The following is a 17,240-nucleotide window of genomic DNA, read 5'->3' on the forward strand; positions in this document are numbered from 1 at the left end:
CATTAGTTATTTCTCCCTCATCTCCCTTATCCCCACTACAGGTTACTCTTGGGTTCTTAAAGCTTGGGCTGCAAGATAGATTTTTGTCCATTCACCTAACACTTGATGAGTTTTGAGTTTTAACTGTTGAGCTATTGTTTCTATTGAATTACCCGCTTTCCGCAAGTCTAGAATTTGCCGCCCTAGAGGAGTCAATTTTTCATCAAGTTGCTGCCATTGCTTTTGTGTTAACCCTAAGTTGTGTTCTTGCAAGGAAATTGAGAGCCAGTTGCCTACGAGTTCTGGTTTCCCTTTGAGGGCAAAAACACGCACAGCATGGTAACTAATTTTTTCTCGCAGACGGTAGACTTCCTTAGTCTGCTTATTTAATCTCTGGGCTATATCTTCCTGAGACTTACCTTGCAGATACAGTCTTAGCCATTCCACGGCGTCTTTTCCGAGATTTTCTTGTAAATAATTTTCAAATTCTTTTTGTACTGACTGGCGTAGCGCAAGTTGTTCCTCTAGTTGTTGTGCTTCTTGATATTCTGCGATCGCCTGACTATCGACTAAGTTAACTCGATTATCATTATCATCTGTGAGAATTTCTTCTGACACGAGTCGAACCAAGTCACGGCTAGGTACTTGGGTTAAGCCACCGCGCTGAGTGCGACGCAAATAATTCACAAATCGATAAGCTAATAGGGGTTGATTGCGGACTGGCCGCAAACAATATTCTTCTAAACTGGCAAATAGTAGAGCATCTCCTAATCGTCTATCGGTTGTATATTTGGCAATGTCAGCCATTTGCTGTTGCATCTGGCTATCGCTTTGCAATAATTCTTGGAGTACTTCTTGTAACACATCCATTACGCTGCGCTGGCGATCGCGGCTGAGAGAAACCCAAGTCTGAATCTTATTGCGTAATGTTACTAAACTCCCTAATCGCGTTATCAAGTTGCGATAAGCACGTTCTCGCCCCAGCCCCAAGTAGCGTTGACGTAAAATTCTCCAGCGATATTCCATCGCTTGCTTGGCGATATCGAGTTCTTTCGGATTCAACAGATCAAACCGTTTGGAGTCAGATCCCAACAGCCAGAGAATAATGCTTTCTCTAGTAGCTTCATTTTGCTCTGGACATTCCACAGCCAATCGTTCTTGCCAATCTATAGCCAGTTTTTCTATATCCGTTTTCATAGCGAGATTGCATTCCTCGAAACTCAATTTTGAAGTTTGCATCACAACCCCCCTTCGTCTCACCTAATTGTTTAACTGGCAGCTGCCCCGTGTTTCATGAATTTCATGAAAATAGCTCAGTGATTCTACTTTTATTACGTCTTAGTTCACTCAAATTATGCAGAAACTTTCGACATTGATGTTTTGCTTTTACTTCAAAATGCCCGAAAGCTATACCTATCAACCATTTAGGACAATTATGCTAATTTTAAATTTTCGTAAAGTTATGTTTTTAACTGAGAACAGAAATTCGCCTAGAGTGGTGAGGATACACCTTTGCACTAGATTTATCGGGGAAATCTGACATTTTGTAACATATACGAGGAACGAATCTAATTTAACTCAATATCGGACGGTATTTCACCCGTATAAGTTTCAACACTCTATAATCCTTTACTTAGTCAAATACTTAGTTAAATTTCAATATGCTTGGTGTTAATGAGATTTGACCTCGGAAGATTCCCTAACCCCTGTGATAAATTGGCTTAATTCCTTCCTTTTTAAGGAATATCAAGCCTTAAATGAATTGTATAGCAGGAGGCAGGAGTCAGTATTCAGCAATGTTTTCTGTACGACTGGCGGTGCTTCGTAGTGTTAGCGAGTCCACGTACTTTGTAAGAGTTGCAAGCTACGCGTAGAGAGCGTCTTAATTCTGACTCCTGTTAGCGGATAGCTAAGGTTTAGCCCATTCTGACTTCTGAATTCTTCTTCAACTTTTTTAAACTATAGGACTCATATTTGATTTCTGAAAAAACTTAGGACAACTAAGAAGCCTTCTTGCCTATTGCCTATTGCCTATTGCCTGCCTACGCAAATTAGTTCAGAAATCAAAGTGGATTCCTATAGCTTCACTCATAACTACGCCTTTAACATTGACAAGTTATTCTTAACAATGAATAGTCAACAGTCAATATTGATTTTGACTATTGACTCTGACTGTTGCTTTCCCTCTGCTTCAAAATTTAACTTATGCAAAATCTAAAAACAGAAAGAATGCATTCCCCTAAAGTTTTGATAGTCAGAAGCTTGACAAGAAACTTCTCTTTAAATTCATTTATGGAGATTCTTCGTTTGAAATTTTGAATTCCCCCACACGATGTTGAATCTATCGATTGTTTGATCTAACAATGGGATTTTCTACAGATTCTCGATACCCTTGGACTTGTTCTGTGTAACCAATTGGCAGAACAGCTTCAACGTTTTCATGGGGACGAGCAATAATTACCCAGGATTCAAGTGTACCGCCAAAAACATTTTCTGCGGCTTCAACACCGGCAGCCATAGCGGCTTTTACTTCAGAAACATCGCCACGAATATTAACTGTAAAGCGAGCGCTACCTACTCTGATATAACCAACCAGGGTGACTCGACCAGCTTTTACCATAGCATCTGCTGCTGCTAGCACCGCAGGAAAACCTTTAGTTTCAAGTGCTCCAACTGCCTGTAATGACATTATTAATCTCCTGTATGAATAAACGATATGGGGGCTACAAGTTAATTGTACGAAGCTTCGCTACAGATTTTGATAGCAAAATTGCTTAGAACATGCGGAAAGGTTCTGATTCTTCAGTGAAATGGATTGGTAATATGGTTTCCACATTTTCCGGGGGATTAGGAACAACGTAGTAGGTAATTACTGTACCAACCTTGACTTGCTCTCCAGCTACAATTCCGGCTTCAACAGCTCTATTTACTTCCGAAACGTGTCCCCGGACGGCAACTAACAAGCGGGCACTTTCTGCTTGACCATAATACACAATTGTGACTGCGGCAGCTTTGACCATTGCATCTGCTGCTGCTAAGACACTGGGAAAACCTAAAGTTTCAATTACGCCAACCGCCATTGGCATGGCATTAGCTCCTGGATTAAGGGATAAGCGATTTTAATTGTACGTGGCTTTAGTCCCCATTTTGACATTTTGGAAAATTTTCTTTGATGCCATAATTTTTTTGGAGAGTAGAGAGGCGATTAATTGTGTCTATCCTGTAAGCGATTAATCGCGTCTGTTGGGAGTTAGAATATTTTGATATTACCTGACTTATGTTTTATATATAAATTACAAATAATACTTCAGCATCTTAGGTTGTTGTAACTTTATTGTTTAACAAAATTAGTTATGCGTGGATACAGGCTAGTACGATAAACTGAAATTTATGTTTCCGAATTTTCTTCCTACAGCAGTTGGGCAACTCACAGAACCAGCCTCGATCGCACTAGCTCAGAGTATTCAAACTGCTGCGATCGCTACTCCTTTAACTAATCAAGCAATTACCACAACTTTTGTCAAGCAAGGGAGTGGTGGCACTCCGATTTTATTAATTCATGGCTTTGACAGTTCTGTATTAGAATTTCGGCGGCTTTTGCCACTACTTTCAAAAGATAATGAAACGTGGGCAGTGGATTTGTTGGGTTTTGGATTTACAGATAGACTCTCAGAAATTACCTATAGTCCAACTGCGATTAAAACCCATCTTTATTATTTCTGGAAAAGCCTGATTAACCAACCTGTAATTTTGGTGGGTGCTTCGATGGGTGGTGCAACAGCGATTGATTTTACGCTGACTTACCCGGAAGTGGTAAAAAAGCTGGTGTTAATTGATAGTGCGGGGTTGGCGGGTGGTTCACCATTGAGTAAATTTATGTTTCCCCCGTTGGATTATTTAGCAACTCAGTTTTTGAGTAATCTGAAGGTGCGCGATCGCGTTTCTCGCATTGGATATAAAAATCAAACTCTTGCCTCTATCGATGCGTTATCTTGTGGGGCATTGCACTTACAAATGCCGAGTTGGAATCAAGCTCTGATTTCTTTTACTAAAAGTGGTGGTTATAGTGCTTTTAGAGTTGAAACAATATCACAAATTGTGCAACCAACGCTAATTTTGTGGGGCGATTCCGATAAAATTTTGGGTACTGGGGATGCCATGAAATTTAAAATGGCAATTCCACACAGTACTCTTACCTGGATTCAAAATTGTGGTCATCTTCCACACCTGGAACAACCACAAATTAGCGCGGAGCATATTTTAGACTTTCGAGTTTAAATCGGTTAAGGTTTTTTGCGTTCAAATTATCACAAAGACGCGATAAATCACAAAGACACGATAAATCGCCGTCTCTACAATAATTAGTCTTTCGTTTTGACGGCGATTTATTGGGTATTGAAAAGCCAATCATCTACACCAATAACCCAAGGCATATTATCCTATAGTAGGCATAATACCGATCAATTGTGAGTTTGTATAGAAAAAGGGGCTTAAACCCCTTGTTTTACAAGTCTGATTTTGTACAGTTTCACAAAGAAATGGTATCGATTTTAGTCAAGTAACCACATCTCATTAGAACTATCGGGATACTCATTTGGTTGATTTTGAGGTTGAGCTTGAGCAAGTGTTTCCGATGAACGATGTGATTTTTTGTAGTTAAGTGGATTGTAGTGGTCTTTTACGGGTTTTATCGCACTAGTTTCTTTTACAGCTACAGCTAGTTTAGATTTATCTTCTGCTTTTTGTACTGCTTTTTGTACTGCTTCTTTTTTGAAAGAATTAATTTCTTCTATCAGCAGGGAATTTGCTTCTGCAAGTTGCAGTGCTGTTTTTTTTGTTTCGTCAAGTTCTTTTGTTAGCTGTTCTAGTAATGATTTTTGTTCTGATGCAAAGGTTTTTTGTTTAGATAATTTTGATTGCAAATCAGTAATTTCTTGTCCAAGAGATGCTTCTTTTTTGTGGCTTGTTTCTAGATTAGTTGTCAACTCTTTGACAGTTGCTTCTAAATCAGCCTTAGTAGGACTGCGTTTAGTAGAAGCTGGTTCAAGTGGTTGTCCTAACGATTCCTCATCAGATGCAGCTTGTTCTTCGACAATTTTTTCTGCTGTAACTTCGATCGCAGATTCACCTTCTGGGGGTGTAAATTTTTGCGCCTCTTCTTGTAGTAAGTCAGAGAGACTTTGTTTCCTAGCCATTATCATTTTCTCCAATCACGCTGTAATTCATCAGCTGCACGGCGGTAGTCTAATTCCGCCTCCCGTGCGTTTCCTCCTCGCCATTGAGTAATCGCTACACCTTCAAGTGCTGCTCGTTCATGAGCTTTATAGGCACGGATGAAGGTATTACAAGTAGGAATACCTAAGCGAGTCAGAGTATTTTTTGCTTCTTGTGCTTCCCCCAGACTGCGCGTATCGACTTTGGTGAGCAATACCCGATGGGGGGTTCCCAAAGGGATGACGGCTTCCTTGACTGTTTCCACGAGGATTGCTAAATCCATTGCAGATGGGGGTGTAGGCAAAACTAGATAATCTGCGATCGCAACTACCGCTATTAATGCTTCAGAGCGCAAGGCGGGAGGCGTATCCACCACTACTAAATCGTAACCTGTTATCTTACCTAAATTACCTAAAAGTGTTGGATCTGTTTCTTGAGATAAATCAAATCCCATTCCCTGCTGACTGCGCCCAAACCACCAACTGGCAGAACCCTGAATATCTGCGTCAATCAGCAGCACCTTTTTTTTCTTCGCAAAGTTTGCAGCCAGATTGACTGCGGTAGTCGTTTTACCGACTCCTCCTTTACCGTTGAGAATAGCGATGATTTTTGGCACTGCTTTAGCTAGAAAAAGGGAGTAGGGAGTGGGGAGTAGGGAAAAAAATCTGTTTTATGTTTGGTTGTGGGATTTTTCGATGAAGGATGAGTAGTGAGTTATTCATTAGGAGTTAATTAGTTATTATCCTTTTTTCCCACTCTCTACTCCCCTGTGCCCACTGTCTACTCTCCATTGATGAATATACCGCTTTCTGTGTCCCTAAATAACATGAAAACTCGTAACAATAAAATTCATCAGCCATCAATTCCACAAATTCCTATGACAGTAACTTACAATTTGCCTGATGGGCCTCAAATGCCGCGCTGGCTAAGGATGATCAAGTTTATTAGTCAGCCAGTGAAATATATAGATGATTTTGCCAAAATCTATGGTGACACTTTCACAATTAGGAGTAGTCGGTCTGATAATCATATTGTGTACTTTAGTCAACCCCAAGCCCTTGAGCAGATTTTTACTGCTGATTCCAGCCATTTTGAGGTTGGCAGAGGGAACATAGGGCTAAAATTTTTGCTTGGCGATCGCTCCTTTATGTTATCAGATGGCGATCGCCACCAGCGCCAACGGCAACTATTAGCTCCTCCCTTTCATGGCGAAAGGATGCGGGCTTACGGCGAGGAAATTCGGGAAATCACCCGACAGGTGACTAATGAATGGCAAATTGGCAAGCCTTTTAAGATCCGTGAGTCGATGCAAGAAATCACCTTGCGTGTTATTCTGCGGGTTGTATTTGGTTTGAATGATGGAGAAGTGTTTGAGGAACTGAGGCGATCGCTAAGTGACTTACTAGACTTCATGACTTCGCCCGTAATGTCCAGCACCTTGTTTTTCCGGTTCATGCAAAAAGATTTCGGTGCGTGGAGTCCGTGGGGTTGGATTCTCCAACAACGGCAAAAAATTGATCAACTGATTTACGCTTTGCTTCAAGAACGTCGGGCTGAATCTGATCAAAATCGCCAAGATATCCTCAGTTTGATGATGGCTGCTCGTTATGACGATGGTCAAGGGATGTCAGATGAAGAATTACACGACGAGTTGATGACGTTGCTAGTTGCAGGACATGAAACTACCGCTTCTGCATTGACATGGGCTTTTTACTGGATTGACCATTTACCGGAGGTGCGGGAGAAATTGCTACAAGAACTTAACACCCTTGGAGTTAACCCGGATTTAAGTAGTGTAGCTAAATTGCCTTATCTGACAGCAGTTTGCCAAGAAACATTGCGAATCTACCCAATTGCCATGAATGCTTTCTGGCGGGTTGTGAAGATTCCAATTACCATTATGGGCTACGAACTGCGAGAAGGGACAGCAATAATTCCCAGTATTTATTTAGCCCATCATCGAGAAGAAGTTTACCCACAATCAAAGCAATTTAAACCAGAACGCTTTTTAGAAAGACAATATTCACCTTATGAATATTTACCTTTTGGTGGCGGTAATCGTCGCTGTATTGGGATGGCATTTGCTCAGTATGAAATGAAAATCGTCTTGGCAACTGTTCTGTCAGAATTTCAAGTATCGCTAGTGAATAAACGTCCTATCCGTCCTGTGCGCCGTGGTTTAACTTTAGCCGCACCCGCCGGAATGCGGATGATTGCAACACCTCAAGTCAAGCGTGCGAATACGCCAGCATTGGTGTAATAACAAGTAGGTTGGGCACATTAATGCCTACCTACCAGCTATAGGATAATAATTATGAATTACGAATTACGAATTACGAATTACGAATTACGAATTACGAATTACGAATTATCCTGACTCTCTTGTTTGTTGGCGAGTTTTTCATAATGTTCTTTGTCGCGATATTTAATTGTTCTCATCCGTTGATTTCCAACAATTGCTAAAGGTTCAACATTAGCAGTTACAACCGTCCCCGCCGCCACAATTGCACCATCTCCAATGGAAACTCCTGGAACAATTAGGACATTTCCACCAATCCAAACATTGCGACCGATAACTACAGGTTTATGAATATAGACATTATGTTCATAAGGCAAATCATTACTTTGATAATCGTGATTTGCAGAGAGAATAACAACGTTAAATCCAAGTGTTGTATTGTCGCCAATTGTAATTCCGCCACGTCCATCTAATATGACATCTTGTCCAATGTAGACTTTATTTCCCAGAGATACATTTTGCGGGTGTTCAATTCTCAAGTCTCGCTTAAATCGCAGACCTGAGCCACTAAATTTTAATTGACTCTTCAGTTCTTGATGTTTATAGCGCCTGATTTTGGTTTCTAGATATTCTCCCCACCGTACCAGACGAGGTACTAACCATTGTTCCAATAGTCGTTCTAATTTATTCGTAATTTTATTTTTGATCTCTTTCATAAAACCTCACGGAAGTTTAGGAACCCTCTGGCTTTCAACCAATGAGGGAAAACGACGCGGGTACTTTAGCACCCTTCACATTTATTAGTTTTCCCCAATTAGAGTATTTTCTCCCGTGTGAATACCGTTTTTATAAAAGCGGGGTGAGGTATGGTGGCGTTGTCAAGGTAAACTAAACATTACGAGTTTTGCTCTCGGAGTTTGGATTCTCAAGATACAACTGTTTGGGAAATGAAAGGGACTAAAGAAGTACCCCAAGAATTCAACTACCATATCAGTAGTAAGTTAAATGGAAAGGGAAGTGGTTTACCTTGGCATCTACATAATATTGTTTACCATTTTCTCCCAGGGATTTACTATTAATTCGAGGTAGCAGTTGGGTATCAAATTGCATCAGTTTTTGTAAAAGTCAACTTAACGTTAAAAACCGTGTCTATACAGACATAATTAGGAAATGTGGCAATCAGGCTAGGCTAGAATAGCTTTCAGTGGAATTTCGGTTGTTATTCATAAAATTATGGAACCTGTAACACTAACGGCTGTTGCAACTGCGATCGCTACTATAGTTTTAACTAAAGCTCTAGAAAAAACTGGCGAAAAGCTTGGGGAAGCAGGGTTAGAAGCAAGCAGTAAATTAATCGCACAGCTACGTAATAAAAATAAGTTGCCCTTATTAGCAGAGGCGACACCAGAAAATACACAGCAGCCGTTAGATTATGGTAAAGCGCTACTAGAGTTGAAAGCCGCAGCAGACACAGATACCGAAATTGCTCAATCAGTGCGGGACGTGGAAGCCGCAGTAAACGCCGATCCTCAAATAGCGTCAAAAGTCCAAGCTTTAGCAAATGGGCTGAACTCACAACCAGCAACCATCATTAATTCTACAAAGTTAGCTGACTCTATTAAAAACGTCTTTCAAGGAAATATTTTCACTGGTACTAATATTTTCTGACTGCATTCGCCTGGAGGAGAACAGGTAAAGTCAAATCTCGCTACCGAAATACCGCAAAATTTGCCCTTAAGTGGGGTGGTGGAGTTTGTTGGACGTGAAGTGGAATTGCAAAATCTCCATCAGCTTTTGCAGGAAAATGAACAAGTGGCTATAGCTGCTGTTGCTGGCATGGGTGGAGTTGGTAAAACTGAACTTGCCCTACAATATGCCAGAAATCACCGCGAAACTTACAAGGGTGGAATTTGCTGGTTGCTGGCAAAAGTTAGTGATGTGGGCATTCAAGTTGTACAGTTTGCCAGAACTCATCTTGATTTAAAAATACCAGATAATTTAACAGAAGATCCTAACCAAAAATTACTCGCGCAAGTCCAATATTGCTTTCGGCATTGGCCTGGAGAGGTTGATGTTCTGCTGGTGCTGGATGATGTTGTGGAATACAAGGAAGTTAAGCCCTACTTACACTCGCTATCTTCTCGGTTTAAAGTGCTGATGACCACAAGGGAAAAATTACAGCCGCCGATAATGCGATTAGACTTGGGTTTGCTCAAACCGTTGGCGGCAATGAACCTATTAAAATCGCTGGTGGGTAGAGAACGATTGCGACGTGAACCTTGGATTGCTAGAAGACTTTGTAAGCATCTCGGTTATTTGCCTTTGGGTTTGGAATTAGTCGGGAGATATCTGGTACTTGATGAGGATTTATCTCTAGCAGAAATCTTGCAGCAATTAAAAGATGAGGGTCTGACGAATGAAGCAATAGACGAAGCTCCACAAGAAATGACCGCTAAACTAGGTGTAGCTGCTGCTTTTGAGTTAAGTTGGCGGCGTTTGCAAAAAAACGCCCAAGTTTTAGGTTGTTTTTTGAGCTTATTTGCCTTGGCTCCGATTTCTTGGAAATTGGTGGAAGGCAATGAAGGTAAAGAGCAAAAAAAAGCTAGACGCGATTTGTTAAAGTTCTATTTACTCCAACGCAAAGGTGAGGAAACATACCAACTTCATCCACTGCTAAGAGAGTTTTTCCAAAATAAGCTTACAGGTTTAGAACAGGCAGAGGAATTAAAGCGATCGCTTTGTGGGGTAATAGTAGCAGTTGCAAAGGAGATTCCTGAAACACCCACTCTTGAGCAAATCAACGCCGTCTCCTTTGCCATACCTCATATAGCTGAAGTAGCGAATAATCTCATTGAATATATCAGCGATGATGATTTGATTTGGGCATTTGTTGGCAATGCTCGATTTTACGAAGGCCAGGGATTGTATGATAAAGCAGTATCTTGGCGTGAGCAGCGTCTAGAAATAACTAAACAACGTTTGGGAGAAGAACATCCAGATGTCGCCACTAGCCTCAACGACCTAGCGCAACTCTACCGTTCCCAAGGTAGATACAGCGAAGCCGAATCTGTTCACGTCCAAGCTTTGGCACTTAGGCGCAACCTGCTGGGAGATGAACATCCAGATGTCGCTACTAGCCTCAACAACCTTGCGGTACTTTATCGTTTACAAGGCAGATACAGGGAAGCTGAACCCCTTTACATCCAAGCTTTGGCACTTAGGCGCAACCTGCTGGGAGATGAACATCCAGATGTCGCTACTAGCCTCAACAACCTTGCGGTACTCTATAGTTTCCAAAGCAGATACAGCGAAGCCGAACCTGTTCACATCCAAGCTTTGGCACTCAGGCGTCAACTGCTGGGAGATGAACATCCAGATGTCGCAGAAAGCCTCCACAACTTAGCGGGACTCTACAACTACCAAGGCAGATACAGCGAAGCCGAACCCTTTGCTATCCAAGCTTTGGCACTCTTTCGTAAGTTGCTGGGAAAAGAACATCCATTTGTCGCACAAAGCCTCAACAACCTAGCGTTAATTTACAGCTTCCAAAGCAAATACAGCGAAGCCGAACCCCTTTTGATCGAAGCTTTAGAACTCACGCGCAAGTTGTTGGGAGATGAACATCCAGATGTCGCACAAACCCTCAACAACCTCGCATTACTCTACAACTACCAAGGCAGATACAGCGAAGCCGAACCCCTTTACATCCAAGCTTTGGAACTCAAACGCAAGCTGCTGGGAGATGAACATCAAGATGTCGCCACTAACCTCAATAACCTAGCGTATCTCTACCGTGACCAAGGCAGATACAGCGAAGCAGAAACCCTTTTCATCAAAGCTTTGGCACTCAGGCGCAAGCTGCTGGGAGATGAACATGAAAATGTCGCACACAGCTTCAAGAACCTAGCGGCACTCTACTGTGACCAAGGCAGATACAGCGAAGCGGAACTTTTGTACATGCAAGCATTAGATATTTTTGAGCGACGGTTAGGTGCAAATCATCCTAATACTGCTGCTGTACGTCAAAGTTTAGAAGATTTGCGCGATTTTCTTTAATCACAATAGCAAAATTCAAGTTCCCAACCTCATCAATCAAGCTTTAATCTCCAAGTTTCGCCTTCTGAACTCGAAGTTTCATGTTTAAAACAAGAACGTTTCTGTTTTAAGTGAGAACGTTCCTGTTTTAAACGAGAATGTTCGTGTTTCAAGTGAGAACGTTCCTATTTCAAACGAGAATGTTCTTGTTTTAAGTGAGAACGTTCGTGTTTCAAATGAGAATGTTCCTGTTCTGAGGTGGAATGATGGTGTTCTGAGGGCGATCGCTCCACTTAGATTGTAGAATGATGTGCGATCGCTTTTATGTGTTCGTTGATAATGGAGAGCGATGTCTGCGACGGGCTACGCCTACGCCGATTACAAAATAAGCATTATTCAAGTAAATTAAATCCCTGTTCGCTTCTTAACTTTCTGTCAAAAGTTACTGTTGAACTACAACTATTATGTTGAGCAATCGCGCCGATTAAATAGTCGGATAAATCTGCTTTTCCCTGATGAAATCGCTGTAATGCTTGATAAACTAAAGAGCGATTTTCTAACTCAAACACTGAACATTGCAACATTAACTCTATAGTGTTGCTAATTTCTTCCTTACTAAATTCATAGGGCTTTCCCCGTAAAACCCAAACCAACTCACAAAGAACTATATTTGCTACAAAACATTGCTCTCCTGCTTCGATAATTTCAGCAGCTTGTTTCCACTGCTTTTCATCATCTTTTGTGATGTAGCGCACTAAAATATTTGTATCAACTCCAATCACTTGCGCCTTCTTGGATTGCTGCTTCCATTTCTTCTAAAGTTGCACTTTTCATCGCCGGACGATGTAGAATGCCGGACAGAGTTTGAACAGGAACATTGAGTGGAATTAGTTTAACTGTCCCATTTTCATCAATGACAAAATCAACCTTACTACCTATATCAAGATTAAGATAATCCCTAATTTCTTTAGGAATAATTACTTCTCCTTTGGTGGTGATGGTGACGCTAGCCATTACGTTTCCTGACATAAATTATTTACCTAAATATAACGTTTCTTGGCAGATCAACACAGCGAGCGGTATAAATAGAGTCTTTTCTCTGCGTACCTCTGCGCTTCCCTCCGCGTTAAAAAACAATCTCCTCCCTCATCCTCTCTTCCAACACATCCAATAACCCATCCACATCCTTACCAGCTTGCTCAAAACAAATCGGTGGTGCTGGTTCCGGTGCAAACTGAATTAACTTAATTTCCCCCTTCCCAATCCCAATCATCACAACTTCCACATCCGGTTTGTGATTCTCCACAATTCCCAAAATTTCCTGAAGCCGATTTTCAACTCTAATATTTAAATTCTCTATCTGTTCTTTCGGACAATAAACAAAATGCGGCGTTGGTTGCAAATCAATACCAACAGTACCCTTACTGTCACCATTTGCTAACCACAATCCCCAAAACAGCGCCGCCAATTCTTGCTGATTTGCTTTGACAAACTTATCCAACTGGCGACGCCACTTAGTATCACCTGATTCTGGTTGACTATTACCAAAAAACATAAATAATTCGTAATTCGTAATTCGTAATTCGTAATTAAAACACAAAGAAGGGGGAAAGTTATCTTAAGCCTGACTGTACAAGCCAGAGGCCGGAATAGATTCCGTCTTTCTCCAGCAATTGCTCGTGGGTTCCCGACTCTACTAATTTCCCATGTTCCATGACATAAATGCAATGGGCATTGCGGATGGTGTAAAGACGATGAGCAATGCCTACGGCGGGCTTTGCCTACGCAATTGTAGTTTTATCTACTGTAATCCGTTCTAGCGATCGCTGGATTGCCACTTCTGTTTCATTATCCACCGCCGAGGTAGCTTCGTCTAAAATCAAAAATGTATTGAGGATAGAATAAGTAGTCGCCAGCCAAATTTGTTTACGATACTGGTGTCCATACTCAAGTAAACGCCGGAGAGGATGCGTTGAATGTTTACGCCTTCTTAATACCCAATGAGATTTGAATACAGTAGCCACGGCTTTTTGCTGTTTCGTGTCACTGATATTACCACGGAACAAAGTTCTGAGTCCTGAGTTCTGAGTCTGAAGATTGATTCAAACAGACTAATGAGACACTTAAATTGGGGACTGGAGACTGGGGATTGGGAATTGGGGACTGGGAATTGGAGACAATAAGTAGAATAATCACTCCTAACTCCTAACTCAGCACGGGCTAAACGCCCCGCTACGGCTAACAGCACTCAGCACTCAATATTGGAGAGAAGAACTTGAAAAATCAGGAATTCGGAAATTGGCAAACCACAGTTTTGGGAATTGTGTTAGCAATACTAGTCATTATCGGGTTAAACTCCTTTATCATTATTAACCCAGGACAAGCAGGAGTGATAAGTATCTTGGGTAAAGCCAGAGATGGCGCTTTATTGGAAGGTATTCACGTGAAACCGCCTTTTATCACCGTGATAGATGTGTATGATTTAACAGTGCAAAAATTTGAAGTACCAGCAGAGAGTTCTACTAAAGATTTGCAAAACTTATCTGCGAGATTTGCGATTAACTTTCGCCTTGATCCGATAAAGGTAGTTGAGGTGAGAAGGAAACAAGGAACATTGGAGAATATTGTATCAAAAATCATTGCCCCTCAGACACAAGAAGCATTTAAAATTGCCGCAGCTAGAAGAACAGTAGAAGAAGCGATTACCAAAAGAAGTGAATTGAAAGAAGATTTTGATCAAGCGTTAGGCGATCGCTTAGACAAATATGGGATAATTGTATTAGATACTAGTGTAGTTGATTTAGCATTCTCACCAGAATTTGCCAGAGCAGTCGAAGAAAAACAAATTGCTGAACAACGGGCGCAAAGAGCCGTTTATGTAGCACGTGAAGCTGAACAAGAAGCACAAGCAGACATTAATCGCGCCAAAGGTAGAGCAGAAGCTCAAAGACTCTTAGCAGAGACACTCAAAGCCCAAGGAGGGCAGTTGGTTCTGCAAAAAGAAGCAATTGAAGCTTGGAGAACTGGCGGCGCTCAAATGCCCAAAGTCCTCGTAATGGGTAGCGACTCCAAAAACGGCGTCCCCTTCATATTCAACCTTGGGAATGTCCAAAATCAGCCGTAAAAGGGAAGTGGGCATGAGATAACAAGCTCTAAAATTATGTAATTTGCTCTGAGATCAGAGAAACTTTACAACACTTGGACTATTGCCAATCTAAGATCCAAGACTGTATAAATTGAGCTAGTCCCAACTCCAACACAACAGAAAAACCAACCAGACAATAATCGAAGTTTATGTCAACCTCCAATCCTCAAAATCTCACCGCCGAAGAAGCGAAAAAATTACTGAACAAATTCAACTGTCTAGACATTGCCCCTATCCTCAACTCATCAGAAAAAGTAGTGATTCGTAATGCCTTAATTTTGATCACCAAACTTGCTGATTACCAAATTTTAGGAATTTGTGCTGATACAGCAGAAGAAGGAATATTGGCAATGAAAACCTATTCTCTGGCGTTGGGTTATGAACCACCCAACAATTTATCTACACCTGAAGGCCCAGTTTATATCAAATTAAATGGCAAAAATGGTTTGTGTTATCTAGATTCCTATGATGGACATCATCGCGGTGTATTAGTATCTTGCCAGTCTTATGACGAAGATGGAATCAACGAAATGTATGGACACCTTCCCTTGGACTTATTTGCATAGAATTCGGCAAATGTAGGTAGGGTATTGCCTTGCCTACTCACTAATGAAAAATAATTAATGACTTCAATCTTATGAGTATTATTACACTACAGTCAGTTAAAAAAGACTTTGGCATCAAGGAAATTTTAAAAGATGCTAGCTTTAGCCTCGATGCTACCGATAAAGTTGGTTTAATTGGTACTAACGGTTCGGGGAAATCAACCCTATTAAAAATGATCGCGGGGTTAGAATCGATTGATAGCGGACAAATTTTAATCAACTCCGGTTCTAAAATTATCTACTTACCGCAGCAACCAGATTTAGATGAAAATCACACAGTTTTAGAGCAAGTTTTTGCTGACAGTGGCGAACATATTGCTATAGTGCGTGAGTATGAAGAACTCTCAGATAAATTGGCTCACTATCCAGATGATAGCCAACTGATGTCTCGCCTTTCCGTGGTGATGCAACAGATGGATACAAATGATGCTTGGGAACTAGAAACTAATGCCAAAATCATCCTGACAAAATTAGGAATTTCTGACTTTGATGCCAAGATAGGCACTTTATCTGGAGGCTATCGCAAACGCATTGCTTTAGCATCAGCCTTGCTATCAGAACCAGATGTTTTGCTCATGGATGAGCCGACAAACCATCTTGATGCTCTTTCTGTAGAATGGTTACAAAGTTACTTAAATCGTTATCGCGGCGCACTTTTTCTGATAACTCACGATCGCTATTTTCTAGATCGCGTTACCAATCGGATCATTGAAATCGACCGAGGCGACATTTACACTTATACAGGTAACTATTCATATTACCTCGAAAAGAAAGCTTTAGCTGAAGAATCTGCTGTAAGTAGTCAACGTAAACACCAAGGCTTATTGCGCCGCGAGTTGGAATGGCTCAAAAAAGGGCCAAAAGCCAGAAGTACCAAGCAAAAAGCGAGAATTGACCGCGCTCACGCTTTGCGGGATACTGAATTTAAACAAGTTCAGGGTAAAGTAGATATTTCGACAGTTGGTCGTCGCATTGGCAAAAAGGTTATTGAATTAAATAACGTTTCCAAAGCATACAATGGACGCACCCTGATTAATAATTTCACCTACGAATTTAGTCCAGAAGACCGCATTGGCATCATCGGCGCTAACGGTGCTGGTAAATCCACTTTAATGGATATTATTACTGGTCAGATTCAGCCAGATTCAGGTGTTGCAGAAATTGGGACAACAATTCACATCGGTTATTTTGACCAGCATTCTGAAGAATTGCTCACAGCATTGAATGAAAATCAGCGCGTGATTGACTACATCAAAGAAGAAGGAGAATTTATCAAAATTACCGATGGAACTCAAATTACTGCTTCGCAAATGTTAGAGCGGTTTTTGTTTCCTGGTAATCAACAATATGCCCCAATTAGTAAACTTTCCGGTGGTGAAAAACGCCGTTTATTTCTGTTGCGAGTTTTGATGAGTGCGCCCAATGTCTTGATTTTAGATGAACCGACAAACGATTTAGATGTGCAGACATTGGCAGTATTAGAGGATTATTTAGAAGACTTTGTCGGGTGTGTAATTGTAGTTTCTCACGATCGCTACTTTCTCGATCGCACCATCGACACAGTATTTTCCTTTGAGGAAGGCGGTAATCTGCGGCAATATCCAGGTAATTACTCGATTTATCTGGACTATAAGAAGGCTGAAGAGGCACAGCTACAGGCTGCGAACGCTAAGGAGAAGCCTAAAAATGTTGAAGTGCAAAATGGTGCGGCTTCACCCAAGGAGGTAGATAATACCAAGCGGCGGAGATTATCTAATTGGGAAAAGAAAGAATTTGAGCAGTTGGAAGGTAAAATTGCCGAGTTAGAGGCTGAGAAAGAAGAAACCGAGAAAACGCTGGCGAATGTATCACCGGGGAATTATAGCCAGGTGCAAAAACTGTATGATCATGTGGAAAAGCTCAAGCACGCGATCGATGTGGCGACTGAACGGTGGTTAGAATTGGCAGAGATGGAGTCTTGATTTTTTAATAGTTTTACCCCACCCTAACCCTCCCCTTATAAAGGCTATCCATTAGTCACATC

The 17,240-nt window shown here is 41.2% G+C and carries 16 protein-coding genes and 1 pseudogene; 7 read left to right on the plus strand and 10 right to left on the minus strand.

Annotated features, from left to right (window positions below; translation table 11 throughout):
- Positions 1-42: 42 nt before the first annotated feature.
- The 3 genes from A4S05_RS07220 to A4S05_RS07230 all read right to left on the minus strand — a co-directional run bounded on the left by A4S05_RS07220 (position 43) and on the right by A4S05_RS07230 (position 3,065).
- Complete coding sequence (locus tag A4S05_RS07220) at positions 43-1,218, minus strand: HetZ-related protein 2 (protein WP_069069148.1); 1,176 nt, start codon at positions 1,216-1,218, stop codon at positions 43-45.
- A 1,102-nt stretch (positions 1,219-2,320) separates the two neighbouring features.
- The gene (locus tag A4S05_RS07225; RefSeq protein ID WP_069069149.1) at positions 2,321-2,668 is read right to left on the minus strand and encodes a carbon dioxide-concentrating mechanism protein CcmK; all 348 of its coding nucleotides are present in this window, start codon (positions 2,666-2,668) and stop codon (positions 2,321-2,323) included.
- 85 nt (positions 2,669-2,753) lie between these two features.
- Positions 2,754-3,065, minus strand: a complete 312-nt coding sequence (locus A4S05_RS07230) for a BMC domain-containing protein (RefSeq protein WP_069069150.1) — start codon at positions 3,063-3,065, stop codon at positions 2,754-2,756.
- 304 nt (positions 3,066-3,369) lie between these two features.
- Here A4S05_RS07230 and A4S05_RS07235 point away from each other — a divergent pair, with 304 nt between their 5' ends.
- On the plus strand, positions 3,370-4,257 hold the full coding sequence (locus A4S05_RS07235; protein ID WP_069069151.1) for an alpha/beta fold hydrolase: 888 nt from the start codon (positions 3,370-3,372) through the stop codon (positions 4,255-4,257).
- 272 nt (positions 4,258-4,529) lie between these two features.
- On the opposite strand, the gene A4S05_RS07240 is transcribed toward A4S05_RS07235, so the two are convergent.
- Together A4S05_RS07240 and A4S05_RS07245 are read right to left on the minus strand one after the other, a co-directional pair.
- A complete protein-coding gene (locus tag A4S05_RS07240) occupies positions 4,530-5,174 on the minus strand; it encodes a hypothetical protein (RefSeq protein WP_069069152.1) in 645 nt (214 codons plus the stop codon).
- A gap of 2 nt (positions 5,175-5,176) precedes the next feature.
- Positions 5,177-5,809, minus strand: coding sequence for a ParA family protein (locus A4S05_RS07245; RefSeq protein WP_069069153.1), 633 nt, complete (start codon positions 5,807-5,809; stop codon positions 5,177-5,179).
- Positions 5,810-6,070: 261 nt separating this feature from the next.
- On the opposite strand from A4S05_RS07245, the gene A4S05_RS07250 reads away from it, so the two are divergent.
- Positions 6,071-7,453 (plus strand): cytochrome P450, encoded by a 1,383-nt coding sequence (locus tag A4S05_RS07250; protein WP_069069166.1) that lies wholly within the window; start codon positions 6,071-6,073, stop codon positions 7,451-7,453.
- A gap of 101 nt (positions 7,454-7,554) precedes the next feature.
- Here A4S05_RS07250 and A4S05_RS07255 read toward each other — a convergent pair whose 3' ends face one another.
- Complete coding sequence (locus tag A4S05_RS07255; protein WP_069069154.1) at positions 7,555-8,148, minus strand: acyltransferase; 594 nt, start codon at positions 8,146-8,148, stop codon at positions 7,555-7,557.
- A 517-nt stretch (positions 8,149-8,665) separates the two neighbouring features.
- Here A4S05_RS07255 and A4S05_RS07260 point away from each other — a divergent pair.
- Both A4S05_RS07260 and A4S05_RS07265 read left to right on the plus strand, forming a co-directional pair.
- Positions 8,666-9,100, plus strand: a complete 435-nt coding sequence (locus tag A4S05_RS07260) for a hypothetical protein (protein WP_069069155.1) — start codon at positions 8,666-8,668, stop codon at positions 9,098-9,100.
- 60 nt (positions 9,101-9,160) lie between these two features.
- Complete coding sequence (locus tag A4S05_RS07265; RefSeq protein ID WP_256090853.1) at positions 9,161-11,488, plus strand: tetratricopeptide repeat protein; 2,328 nt, start codon at positions 9,161-9,163, stop codon at positions 11,486-11,488.
- A 371-nt stretch (positions 11,489-11,859) separates the two neighbouring features.
- On the opposite strand, the gene A4S05_RS07270 is transcribed toward A4S05_RS07265, so the two are convergent.
- From A4S05_RS07270 to A4S05_RS38615, 4 genes and pseudogenes are all read right to left on the minus strand, one after another.
- Complete coding sequence (locus A4S05_RS07270; RefSeq protein WP_069069157.1) at positions 11,860-12,249, minus strand: PIN domain-containing protein; 390 nt, start codon at positions 12,247-12,249, stop codon at positions 11,860-11,862.
- Positions 12,236-12,481 carry an AbrB/MazE/SpoVT family DNA-binding domain-containing protein gene (locus tag A4S05_RS07275; RefSeq protein WP_069069158.1) on the minus strand — a complete coding sequence of 82 codons (246 nt, stop codon included), beginning with the start codon at positions 12,479-12,481 and terminating at the stop codon, positions 12,236-12,238. The genes A4S05_RS07270 and A4S05_RS07275 overlap by 14 nt, the downstream gene beginning before the upstream one ends.
- Before the next feature lie 112 nt (positions 12,482-12,593).
- Complete coding sequence (locus tag A4S05_RS07280) at positions 12,594-13,022, minus strand: beta-carboxysome assembly chaperone CcmS (protein WP_069069159.1); 429 nt, start codon at positions 13,020-13,022, stop codon at positions 12,594-12,596.
- A 58-nt stretch (positions 13,023-13,080) separates the two neighbouring features.
- Positions 13,081-13,353: pseudogene (locus tag A4S05_RS38615) on the minus strand (ABC transporter); the annotation flags it as partial.
- 389 nt (positions 13,354-13,742) lie between these two features.
- On the opposite strand from A4S05_RS38615, the gene A4S05_RS07290 reads away from it, so the two are divergent.
- The 3 genes from A4S05_RS07290 (at position 13,743) to A4S05_RS07300 (ending at position 17,178) form a co-directional block, all read left to right on the plus strand.
- Positions 13,743-14,591: a prohibitin family protein gene (locus tag A4S05_RS07290; protein ID WP_176726944.1), complete on the plus strand. Its 849-nt coding sequence runs from the start codon at positions 13,743-13,745 to the stop codon at positions 14,589-14,591.
- A 170-nt stretch (positions 14,592-14,761) separates the two neighbouring features.
- Positions 14,762-15,178 carry a DUF1824 family protein gene (locus tag A4S05_RS07295; protein WP_069069162.1) on the plus strand — a complete coding sequence of 139 codons (417 nt, stop codon included), beginning with the start codon at positions 14,762-14,764 and terminating at the stop codon, positions 15,176-15,178.
- Between the two features lie 71 nt (positions 15,179-15,249).
- Positions 15,250-17,178, plus strand: coding sequence for an ABC-F family ATP-binding cassette domain-containing protein (locus tag A4S05_RS07300; protein ID WP_069069163.1), 1,929 nt, complete (start codon positions 15,250-15,252; stop codon positions 17,176-17,178).
- The last annotated feature ends 62 nt before the right edge of the window (positions 17,179-17,240 follow it).

The sequence above is a fragment of the Nostoc sp. KVJ20 genome (assembly GCF_001712795.1).
Classification (GTDB): domain Bacteria; phylum Cyanobacteriota; class Cyanobacteriia; order Cyanobacteriales; family Nostocaceae; genus Nostoc.

Excerpts from the sequence above, each read along its gene's own strand:
- A4S05_RS07220 (WP_069069148.1), bottom strand. The coding sequence starts at position 1,218 with ATGCAAACTTCAAAATTGAGTTTCGAGGAATGCAATCTCGCTATGAAA.
- A4S05_RS07225 (WP_069069149.1), bottom strand. The coding sequence starts at position 2,668 with ATGTCATTACAGGCAGTTGGAGCACTTGAAACTAAAGGTTTTCCTGCG.
- A4S05_RS07230 (WP_069069150.1), bottom strand. The coding sequence starts at position 3,065 with ATGCCAATGGCGGTTGGCGTAATTGAAACTTTAGGTTTTCCCAGTGTC.
- A4S05_RS07235 (WP_069069151.1), top strand. The coding sequence starts at position 3,370 with ATGTTTCCGAATTTTCTTCCTACAGCAGTTGGGCAACTCACAGAACCA.
- A4S05_RS07240 (WP_069069152.1), bottom strand. The coding sequence starts at position 5,174 with ATGGCTAGGAAACAAAGTCTCTCTGACTTACTACAAGAAGAGGCGCAA.
- A4S05_RS07250 (WP_069069166.1), top strand. The coding sequence starts at position 6,071 with ATGACAGTAACTTACAATTTGCCTGATGGGCCTCAAATGCCGCGCTGG.
- A4S05_RS07255 (WP_069069154.1), bottom strand. The coding sequence starts at position 8,148 with ATGAAAGAGATCAAAAATAAAATTACGAATAAATTAGAACGACTATTG.
- A4S05_RS07260 (WP_069069155.1), top strand. The coding sequence starts at position 8,666 with ATGGAACCTGTAACACTAACGGCTGTTGCAACTGCGATCGCTACTATA.
- A4S05_RS07275 (WP_069069158.1), bottom strand. The coding sequence starts at position 12,481 with ATGGCTAGCGTCACCATCACCACCAAAGGAGAAGTAATTATTCCTAAA.
- A4S05_RS07280 (WP_069069159.1), bottom strand. The coding sequence starts at position 13,022 with ATGTTTTTTGGTAATAGTCAACCAGAATCAGGTGATACTAAGTGGCGT.
- A4S05_RS07295 (WP_069069162.1), top strand. The coding sequence starts at position 14,762 with ATGTCAACCTCCAATCCTCAAAATCTCACCGCCGAAGAAGCGAAAAAA.
- A4S05_RS07300 (WP_069069163.1), top strand. The coding sequence starts at position 15,250 with ATGAGTATTATTACACTACAGTCAGTTAAAAAAGACTTTGGCATCAAG.